This is a genomic window from Herpetosiphon sp. (assembly GCF_003512625.1).
GTDB classification, from domain to species: domain Bacteria; phylum Chloroflexota; class Chloroflexia; order Chloroflexales; family Herpetosiphonaceae; genus Herpetosiphon; species Herpetosiphon aurantiacus.
Genome location: NZ_DOPT01000045.1, coordinates 102,092 through 111,703, shown reverse-complemented (window position 1 = coordinate 111,703; position 9,612 = coordinate 102,092). Strand labels below are relative to the sequence as shown.

The 9,612-nt window shown below is 49.9% G+C and carries 7 protein-coding genes; 6 read left to right on the top strand and 1 reads right to left on the bottom strand.

Going from position 1 to position 9,612, the window contains the following annotated elements; genetic code table 11:
• The first annotated feature begins 239 nt into the window (after positions 1-239).
• Genes DEF47_RS10565 through DEF47_RS10555 form a run of 3 tightly spaced genes read left to right on the top strand, consistent with a single transcriptional unit; the run spans position 240 to position 3,720 of the window.
• Complete coding sequence (locus DEF47_RS10565) at positions 240-1,730, top strand: CHAT domain-containing protein (protein WP_012188764.1); 1,491 nt, start codon at positions 240-242, stop codon at positions 1,728-1,730.
• Positions 1,730-2,329, top strand: coding sequence for a molybdenum cofactor guanylyltransferase (locus tag DEF47_RS10560; RefSeq protein WP_287045123.1), 600 nt, complete (start codon positions 1,730-1,732; stop codon positions 2,327-2,329). Before DEF47_RS10565 ends, DEF47_RS10560 begins: the two co-directional genes overlap by 1 nt.
• 35 nt (positions 2,330-2,364) lie before the next feature.
• The gene (locus DEF47_RS10555) at positions 2,365-3,720 is read left to right on the top strand and encodes a glycosyltransferase family 4 protein (RefSeq protein WP_012188766.1); all 1,356 of its coding nucleotides are present in this window, start codon (positions 2,365-2,367) and stop codon (positions 3,718-3,720) included.
• Here DEF47_RS10555 and DEF47_RS10550 read toward each other — a convergent pair whose 3' ends face one another.
• The gene (locus DEF47_RS10550) at positions 3,721-4,515 is read right to left on the bottom strand and encodes a carotenoid biosynthesis protein (protein ID WP_012188767.1); all 795 of its coding nucleotides are present in this window, start codon (positions 4,513-4,515) and stop codon (positions 3,721-3,723) included. It lies immediately after the preceding gene.
• Positions 4,516-4,637: 122 nt separating this feature from the next.
• On the opposite strand from DEF47_RS10550, the gene DEF47_RS10545 reads away from it, so the two are divergent.
• The 3 genes from DEF47_RS10545 (at position 4,638) to DEF47_RS10535 (ending at position 9,482) form a co-directional block, all read left to right on the top strand.
• Entirely contained in the window at positions 4,638-8,030 is a 3,393-nt protein-coding gene (locus tag DEF47_RS10545) for an AAA family ATPase (RefSeq protein ID WP_012188768.1), read from the top strand.
• A 153-nt stretch (positions 8,031-8,183) separates the two neighbouring features.
• A complete protein-coding gene (locus DEF47_RS10540) occupies positions 8,184-8,546 on the top strand; it encodes a response regulator (protein ID WP_012188769.1) in 363 nt (120 codons plus the stop codon).
• A gap of 30 nt (positions 8,547-8,576) precedes the next feature.
• Positions 8,577-9,482, top strand: a complete 906-nt coding sequence (locus DEF47_RS10535; protein WP_012188770.1) for a GNAT family N-acetyltransferase — start codon at positions 8,577-8,579, stop codon at positions 9,480-9,482.
• Positions 9,483-9,612: the final 130 nt, after the last annotated feature.

Sequence of the window (9,612 nt, the reverse complement as noted above, 5' to 3'; positions counted from 1 at the left end):
CACTGCGGCGGGAGAGGGGAGCACTGCCCGAGCGGTTCCCCCTCGCCTCGTGTGCGGGAGAGGGGGCTAGGGGGTGAGGGCATTCTGACCGTTGTTAATGCGATAAACCATTACCCATTGCCAATCGCCACATGCCCTTCATGATCTTCGTGGATCGAAAACTAGTCCCTTGCCCCAACACGTCGTTTAAGTGTATGATGCTGCTAGTTTCGCACTGTAGCGCTATGGAGTTGTTGCGTATGAGTGGTTATGCCGACTTTGAATTAACGATCAACCCAAAAGATGCTGAAAACAGTTTTGTGGTGCATGGGCGTACTGCCAAAGGCATGCAAGATAGCGATAGCCTGATTTTGCCCGTTGACGATCCACGTTATCAAGCCTTTCAAACCGCCTTGGACTATAACACCCCGCTGACTGAAGATCAGGTGATTGATTTTGGGATCGTGCTCTACGAAACATTGTTGAAAGGGAAAATTTGGGCATTATTTACGGCAGCCCGTGAGACTGCTCGCTCCCAAGGTCAATCATTACGGATTAAACTTAATGTTGATGCCAACAACCCTGCTTTAGCGACAGTTGCCACGATTCCCTGGGAGTTTGCCTGCGATAGCGCAGGAATTCCACTGACAACCGATCATTCAATCTGTCGATTTTTGACTTTTCCTGAATCAGTACCAGTCTTGAGTTTGGGTCAAGAAAAATTACGGATCGCCTTAGTGGGAGCCTTGCCAGCTGAAATGGCTACTACCCATCCAGTCGATATCCAAGGTGAATTAGCGGCGATTCATCGTTCGTTAGAGCCGTTGGTTACCCAAAATCAAGTTGAAATTTATGAAGAAACTCAGTTAACTGCACCCAAACTTCAGCGGCTTGTGCGCGAATGGCGACCACATATCGTGCATTATGTCGGTCATGGCGATTTCCAAGGCACAACTGGGGCATTGATTCTCGATGATGGCAATGGCAAAAAACATCTTTCAACCGCTCGCACATTAGCAACCCTCTTGCGCAATACCTCAGTGCGCTTGGTGGTGCTGAATGCTTGTAAAACTAGCACGGTTTCCTCAACCGCCTTGCTGCGTGGAATTGCCCCAGCCCTGATGGCGGCCAATATTCCAGCGGTTGTCGCCATGCAATCATCAATTTTAGATACAGCAGGCAAGGCCTTTGCCGAAGAGTTTTATCGGGTACTCGCAACTGGTACGCCAATTGATGCTTGTGTTGCTGAAGGGCGTAAATCGATTATTGCCTATGGCTTTGGCCAGCTTGATTGGGGCTTGGCAACGCTCTATATGCGGGCTGATGATGGCGTGCTGTTCAATATTCCCACTCCATCAGTGCCAAGCAATCAGGTGGTAACTCCAACTAACGAAACTACTCCGCTCGCAAATCTAACTGGTGGCAATAGTGTTAGCAATTTGCTGGGTAACAATAACACCATTACTGGCGGTAATATCTCAATTGGCAATGTGGTTGCTGGCAATCATAATCAAACTACTATCAACCATGGTGTTGCTCAGCCAAATACTCCAAGTGCAGCCAATAATCAGCAACAAGCCCTCGCAGCGGAACGCGAATTGCTGGCACTCAAACAGAAGAATTTAAATATTACCAAACTGCAAATTGAACAATACGGGATTGGCGTGCCAGTGTATTTACAAAACCAACACGATGAGTTGGTCAAGGATATTGCGGCAATTCAACAACGGATTGCTGAATTGAGCAAATGATGGCTGAGCTTGGTTGTGTGATTATTGCTGGTGGTAAGGCGCGGCGTTTTGGCAGCGATAAACGTCGCTTGCGTTTGTGGGGCGAGCACGGCCCAACCTTGCTCGAACACACGCTGGCAGTTGCCCAAACAGTGTGCGATCAGGTTGTCATAAGCTTAAATGATCCGCTTGAGTGGCCTGAATTAAGCGTGCCATTGCTTCAAGATGCTGTACCTGATGTTGGCCCACTCGCTGGCATTGTAGCGGGCATGGGCCTACTTGCTACTGAATGGACGTTGGTCTTAGCCGCCGATTTGCCCTTGCTCTCAAGCGAATTGCTGCACAAATTAATAGCTCTGCCACGTCATGGCTTGGCAGTCGTGCCGCAACGCCAAGCTGATTCGCAACGGCATGGCGGTTGGGAACCATTGTGTGCATTGTATAAACGGGCATGTTTGCCCCACTTTGAGCAGGCGTTGGCCGCTGGGCGCTATCGATTAACCCAATTGATTGAGCAATTCCAGCCCCAAGTTTGGCCAATTGCCAGCACTAGCCCATGGTATCAAAATTTACATAATCTCAATCGCTTGGACGATTTGCATCAACTGGCAACACTTTAAGGTACTATAGGCCAAAATGCTAGTTGAGGCCTGTCATGCAGCGTGTGGCTTTTTGCACTCCAGTCAATCCAGTTGAATCGGGTATTTCGGATTATAGCGAGGAATTATTGCCCTATTTGGGGCAGTATGTTGATCTGACGTTGGTGGTTGATGCTGAGGTTCAGCCCACTAATCAACAATTGCTCGCCAAACTGCCGATTATCCGCATTGGTGATTTAGCCAAGCAGCATGCACGGCAACCTTTCGATGCAATTATCTATCATATGGGCAATAGCCCCGCCCACAGTCGTTTTTGGCAAAGTTTGCAAAGCTTGCCGGGAATTGTGGTGCTGCACGATTATGTGCTACATCATTTAATGCTGTGGCATGCCGCCAATCGCTTGAAAAATGTGGCGAGCTACCGCCAATTGATGCAGCACTATTATGCTGAACAAGGCTCAAGCATTGCCCAACGTATGGAGCGTGGCCAGCTTGGCGATGCAGTGTTCGATTTTCCACTTTCTGAGCCAGTGATTGCCCAAGCCAGCAGCCTAATTGCTCATAGCCAATATGTGCTTGAGCGGGTGCAGCCACAGCGCCCCAACTTGGCGACTTCGCTAGTGCCAATGGGTGTGCCCTTACTACCAGCCCCTGATCGTTTGGCGGCTCGGCAAGCGCTCCAATTGCCCGCTGAAATTCCGATTTGGGCTAGTTTTGGTCATATCAATCCCTACAAACGGATTGAACAGGCGCTGCAAGCTTTTGCCCAATTTCGCCGTACTTATCCCGATGCACGGTATATATTGGTTGGCAGCGTCTCGCCAAGCTACGATCTCAAGGCCTTGCTCCAACGCTTGCAGCTTGGCGAGAGCGTCCAAGTCACGGGCTATGTTGATCATGCTGATTTTAATCGCTATGTTGCTGCCGCTGATCTGTGTTTCAATGGGCGCTACCCTTCGGCTGGCGAGACTTCGGCCAGTTTGTTGCGCTTGTTGGGTGCTGGCCGCGCAGTTTTAGTCAGCGATATTGCTACCTTCAGCGAATTGCCCGCCGATGTGGTGGCTCATGTGCCCGTTGATCGCGATGAAGTTGCTTTAATTGCGGCCTATGCTCAGCGTTTATGGGCCGATGTGGCGCTACGCGAAGCCATGGAAACCAATGCCCGCCGCTATGTGACTGAAAAACATAGTTTGCCCTTGGCCGCGCGAGGCTATGCCGATCATCTGAGCCGCGTGCAGGGCTGGCCGCGTTTGGAGCCACAACGTGAGCCATTGTGGGATATTAATGCTGTCACCATCCAGCATTCAATCGCCCAAACGATTGGCCGTAAAGCCGCTCAACTTGGCTTAGTTGATGACGATGCGCCGTTGCTTGATCGTTTGGCTGCACGGCTACGAAATTTATTGACATAATCATTGTTGAATTAGTTGATCATAACGCCAATGCCAACCAATCTGGCGTTGGTGTAAGCGCCAGCCAAAACCAGCCAACAATAATAAACCCAAAGCTCCCGCAGCCAATTGCTGATGGGTCAGATTGACAATTGTGAACAGCGCTAAATTGAGCAAATAGATCGCTATTGGCAAGTTGAGTTTTGGGCTTTGGGGTAGGTTGTTGGTGCGTTGTCCAAGCATTTCTGTTGCCAAGGCTAAAATGAAAGCTAAGCCCCACCACGCTACAAAATTGGCGGTGGGAATCCCAAACATCGGGCCAGTTTCGAGCCATGTCCAATAGCGATTGACATACACCGCGACTGGCTCGATCACCAAATCAAACAGCATGGCAAGGCTGGCAGCACCTAAAACCGTTGGCCAAAAACCAACTTTTGGCATCAGCATCCGGCTTAATTCGAGTGCGCCTGGCACAACCAACAGCCAGGCAAACGGAATTGCCAATGGTACAACTCCAACAATTTCGGGCAAAAGCACACCATTATATTGATATGCGCCAAACGGCCAGCCTGTGGTAACCCCAAGATGCTCGGTGAGCCATGAGCCAACCGCAATTATAATGCTGCTGAGCCAGCCTAACTTGCCATAACGTTGAATTAACCACCACGCCGTCAGCCCACCTGGCACAACCAACATCACAGTTGCCATAAATTCGCCGCCAGCTGGCACCAGATCAAAGGCCAATAATGGCACGCTCCAAGCCCAAACAAACAAATAGCCCACCCAAACCCAATGCCCCACACGTAGACTAGCCACAAAGTTCACCCCTGAAATAGTAAAATCGTCTCTTGCGATCTTACTCTAGTGCCGCTAGGATGGATGCATTCATGTTCAAAATCTCTGCATATGCTTGATCGTTTGATAAAGGACGCACCTGCATGGCCGCCAACCCTCAGATCAGCAGCTTTCTGCCACGCTATGTCCTGCAACGGCTCATCGAAGAGCATCAACCGCGCCAGCCGCTCGCCGAAGATCAACTGGCGACGGTGTTGTTTGCCGATTTTTCTGGGTTTAGTCGCCTCAGCGAGCAATTTGCCTACGACCAAACCACCATCCTCGAATATATTTCCGATGTACTGAACGACTCATTTAGCCAATTAATCGACACCGTGATTGCCCATGGCGGCGATGTGGTGAAGTTTGCTGGCGATGCATTAATTGCAATTTGGATGGCCGACGATCTTGATCAATTAACTCAAAATACCCAGCTTGCGGCTCAATGTGGCCTAGCGATTCAAGCAAGCTTTAATAATCCTAGTGAATCTGAGCGCTTGGCGATTCGGGTGCAAATTGGGGCTGGCTCGATTTCAAGTTTTATCGTGGGTGGCGTGAATAATCATTGGGAGCAATTGATTACGGGCGAGGCGTTGTTACAAGTGCATTTGCTTGGCTCGCAAAGCTTTGCTGGTCAAGTGATCGTTTCGCCCGAAGCGCGTTCGTTAATTCGCGAATATGGGCTGGGCGAAGATTTACGTGCTCAGGCTTTTCGGCTGACTGCAATGTCCGAAAATCTGCCCTTGCCAATGATGAACCAAACACTGCCCGAATATCCAACTGAGCAGTTGACTCCGTTTATGCCTACCGCGGTGATTGCTCGCATTAATGCAGGTTTGCACGAATGGCTGGCTGAGCTACGCCATCTGAGCGTGATGTTTATTAATGTGCCAGCTTTGAGCTTTTTTACCACGTTAGAGCAAGTGCAAGCCGCAGTTAGTGCTTTGCAAACCGTTATTTTTCGCTACGAAGGCAGCATCGACAAACTATCGGTCGATGATAAAGGCGTAAGTTTGCTAGCGGCTTTTGGTTTGCCGCCACTCTCGCATCGCGATGATGCTGAACGAGCGGTGCGCTCGGCCTTAGAAGCCTCAGCCGCATTGAGCAAACTGAGTTTAACCCACACGATTGGCATTGCCACTGGCCCAGCCTTTTGCGGCGAGATTGGCAATAGCCAGCGCCGCGAATTTACCATGATTGGTGATGTCGTCAATCGGGCTGCCCGTTTGATGGAAGCTAATCTTGCACCAATTCTCTGCGATCAAACCACCGCCCAAGCTAGCCAACAACATGTGCGCTTTCAAGTACTACCGCCAATTACGATTAAAGGCAAAAGCCAGCCAATTACGATCTATCGCCCGCAACAAACCAACCATAGCCCCGACCAAATTCGGCCTCGACGCTTGATTGGGCGACGGCGCGAGCGTGGTCAAATTGAGGCGCTATTCAATCAAACCCAACCAAGCAGTCAGCATGTGGCGATCACTGGCGATAGCGGTATGGGTAAATCGGCCTTGCTGTATGAGGCCGTTGAAATTGCTCAGCATTACGAACGCCAAGCTATGTTGATTACCAGCAGCAGCCTGCGTCAATCGGCTCAGTATCCAGGCTGGCGTTTGTTGCTTGAGGCCTGTTTGGCGGTTGAGCAATGGCCGAATCAGGCGGTTCAATCTTATCAATTAATTATTCAGCGTTTGCAATTGCCTGACCAGCTCGCTAAATCGGTGCACTTGCTCCACGATGTTTTAGAGCTGCCAGGTCGCGCCGAAGCTAACACCACCGATCATGCCCAACAGGTGCAAATCATCCATGAGTTAATTGGGCATGCCCTCTATCAACTGCATGCTCAACGCCCGTTAGTCTTATGCATTGATAATTTGCAATGGTTCGATTCATTAGCCTTGGCGACGCTGGAATTATTGTTGCAGCAGCATGACGACATTATTCTGATTACAACTGCGCCGTCTGCTGTGGCATGTCTCGAACCACAACAAACCATCCATCTGCAAGCGCTTGATCCTGTGGCTTGTATCGCGGTGGTTGCTCAATCATTGGGTGTGCAGGCGATTCCTCCAAGTGTGGCTTTATTTATCAATCAGCGTGCGGCAGGCCATCCGTTGTGGAGCATCGAGCTAGCCCAAGCCTTGCGCAATGCAGGGATGATTCGAGTCAACAATGGGGTTTGCAAGCTTGATCAATTTAGCCAGTTAGAAAAACTCAATCTCCCAAGCACAATTCAGGGTGTGCTGGTCAGCCGCATCGATCAACTGCCGCCGCAACCCCAATTAACCCTCAAAATTGCTAGTGTGATCGGCCATGATTTTAGTTTGGCAGTGCTTGATGCGATTTATCCAGTGGCCCACGAGCGTGAGCATATTCCAGCTCACCTTGACTTATTGCTGCAACAAGGTTTTATTCACGAGGCTGCCGAGGGCTATCAATTTAGCCAAGCAATTATCCACGATGTGGCTTATTCATTGTTGTTGTTTGGTCAACGACGAGCCTTGCATCGAGCGATTGCTGAATGGTACACCCGCGAACATCCCCATTTGGTTGAGGCAGGCAGCAGCCTTTTGGCCCATCACTGGAGCCATGCGATCGATCCTGATGAGCCAGAAAGCCGTCAACCTGCGATCGATGCCTTACGGCGAGCAGGCGAACAAACCCTTGTGCGCTGTAGCTATCGCGAGGCGATTCCGTTTTTCGAGCGAGCCTTGCATTTGTTGGCAATTGATGATGATTTTGCCTCGCAGCAACAAATTGTGCGCATGCAATTTAATCTGAGTCAAGCCCGCTGGCGGTTGGGTGACCACAGCATGGCCTTGACCAATTTGGATGCAGCATTGGTAACCGCGCAACAAATTGGCGATGGGATTGGCGAGGCCGATGTGCTGCGCCAATTTGGCAATATTGCCTATGTCCAAGGCGACCTTTACACTGCCCAACAACATTTTCTAGCCAGCGTCGCGCGAGCACGCAAGGCCAATTATCCCAGCGGAATTATTAGTGGGGTTAGTAATGTCGGCGTGGTGGCGTTTGCACGGGGCGATTATCAGGTTGCCCGCGAAGCTTATCGTGATGGTTTAGCAATTTCGATCGAGCAAGGTCACGATTTTGGCATCGCCGTCAATCAGCTCAATTTAGGTGGTTTGGCGATTGTTGAACAAGCTTGGGATGAAGCACGCTCCTATTTGCAGCAAGCATTGAGCTTGGGCTATGCCAAACACATGACTTTAGTCTGTCTGCATAGTTTGGTGGCCTTGGCTGAATGGCGTTTAGCGACCAATCAAGCCGAGGCCAGTGCTAACTTGATTCAGATTGTGCTGCATCACGAAGCGATCGATAGCGAAATTCATGCAGCAATTGATAAACTCAAACCCAAGCTGATTCAAATTTTAGGCGAGACCCAATGGCTGATTCTGAGCCAACGCCCAACAACCCCGTTTGAACAAGTACTGCCTGCGATTATGCAAGAATTGGCTACTGAAAAAGCCTAAGGGCTATGCTACAATGACCTTATCGCACCAATCAAGATCGAACTATAACGCCAATTTGGGTCAAATTGTTAAGATCTCGTCAGCAAAAGGTCTAGGCACGATCTACCAAAGCCGTTACAATAGACGACGGTATGATCAAGAATAGAGGTATATATGCCGACGATTTTAGTGATTGAAGATATTCCCGATAATGCAGCCTTGGCCCGTCGCGTACTGAACGCCTATGGCTATTCGGTGCTTGAGGCGGCTGATGCTGCCAGTGGGCTGGATATGGCTCTAGAACAACATCCCGACCTGATTTTGCTTGATTTGGGGTTGCCTGATGCTGATGGCCAAACTGTGGCCGGCGTGTTACGTGGTACTCCCGAGACTCAAAACATCCCGATTGTGGTTTTTACCGCTTGGCCCGAAGAAACCGCCCGCCAAATGGTTCGTGCCTATGGGTGTAATGGCTTTATTCGCAAACCATTGTCAGTGATCGATTTTGCCCAAGCGATTGCCAGTTACCTTTCCTAAAAGGCTTAGCACCATATATCAAGGATGTATATGACTACAGATGGTTTTCACGATGGTTCGGCCATAGAGCTTACGCCAGCAGCCAGCTTTACCATTGATGAATTGGTCGCAATTTATAACCAAACTCGGATCGATTATATTGTGCCAATGCCAATGAATAGCCAACGGCTCGCTGAATATATTCGGTTATATGATGTTAATTTGGATGCTTCGTTTGTCGCCAAGGCCGATGGCGACATTTTAGGCCTAGCGATGCTGGGCGTGCGCCGCGACCATGCTTGGGTCACCCGTTTGGGAGTGTTGCCCAATCGACGTAAAGGTGGGATTGGTCGCGCTTTAATGATTGCCATGGTTGAAGCCGCCCGTCAACATTGGCTCAAATATGTCCAGCTTGAAGTTATTTTGAACAATACTCCCGCGCATAAACTGTTTTTGGCACTGGGCTTTGAGGAAACCAACCAGCTTTTGGTGATGCGGCGACCGCCAGGCCCAGTCAAACAGCCAGCAGTTGGCTCGATCGAATGGCTCGATTGGTCGCAATTGCAACGGCTGGTACGCCAACAACCACAAGGTGTACCGTGGACCAACCAAGCCGATTCATATGATCACATGGCCATGGTCGAAGGATGTCGGATCAATTTGGCTGATGGTGGCCGTGGTTGGTGCATTTTTCGTCGCCAACCCTTGGTGCTTTCGCATATTCGTTTGCATACCGAGGCTGGTGATCCGAATGCGGTTGGCTCAGCGCTGCTGGCCCATGTCCATCAACGCCATAGCCGCTTGGATACCCAAGCCGAGAATATTCGCTGCGATGACCCTCACTTGGTAGCCTACGAACAGCATGGCTATATTGAAGCCTTCCAGCGCATCGAAATGCTCTTAAACCTTGTAGCCAACGAACGGGTCAATAAAAATCCCCCCCAATCCGCATCATAAACGGGACTAAGGACAAATCACAATAGCAGTCAGTTTGGGGTGGAAATAGGTATAATCACAAAGCGCAGTTGTTCTAATGGTGGTTAACCTTGAACAACGCTGGTACGTTGGCCTGAATCAACACAGCACA

What these genes read in the sequence shown, in the direction of transcription:
- DEF47_RS10565 (WP_012188764.1), top strand. Translation starts at nt 240, where the DNA reads ATGAGTGGTTATGCCGACTTTGAATTAACGATCAACCCAAAAGATGCT.
- DEF47_RS10560 (WP_287045123.1), top strand. Translation starts at nt 1,730, where the DNA reads ATGGCTGAGCTTGGTTGTGTGATTATTGCTGGTGGTAAGGCGCGGCGT.
- DEF47_RS10555 (WP_012188766.1), top strand. Translation starts at nt 2,365, where the DNA reads ATGCAGCGTGTGGCTTTTTGCACTCCAGTCAATCCAGTTGAATCGGGT.
- DEF47_RS10545 (WP_012188768.1), top strand. Translation starts at nt 4,638, where the DNA reads ATGGCCGCCAACCCTCAGATCAGCAGCTTTCTGCCACGCTATGTCCTG.
- DEF47_RS10540 (WP_012188769.1), top strand. Translation starts at nt 8,184, where the DNA reads ATGCCGACGATTTTAGTGATTGAAGATATTCCCGATAATGCAGCCTTG.
- DEF47_RS10535 (WP_012188770.1), top strand. Translation starts at nt 8,577, where the DNA reads ATGACTACAGATGGTTTTCACGATGGTTCGGCCATAGAGCTTACGCCA.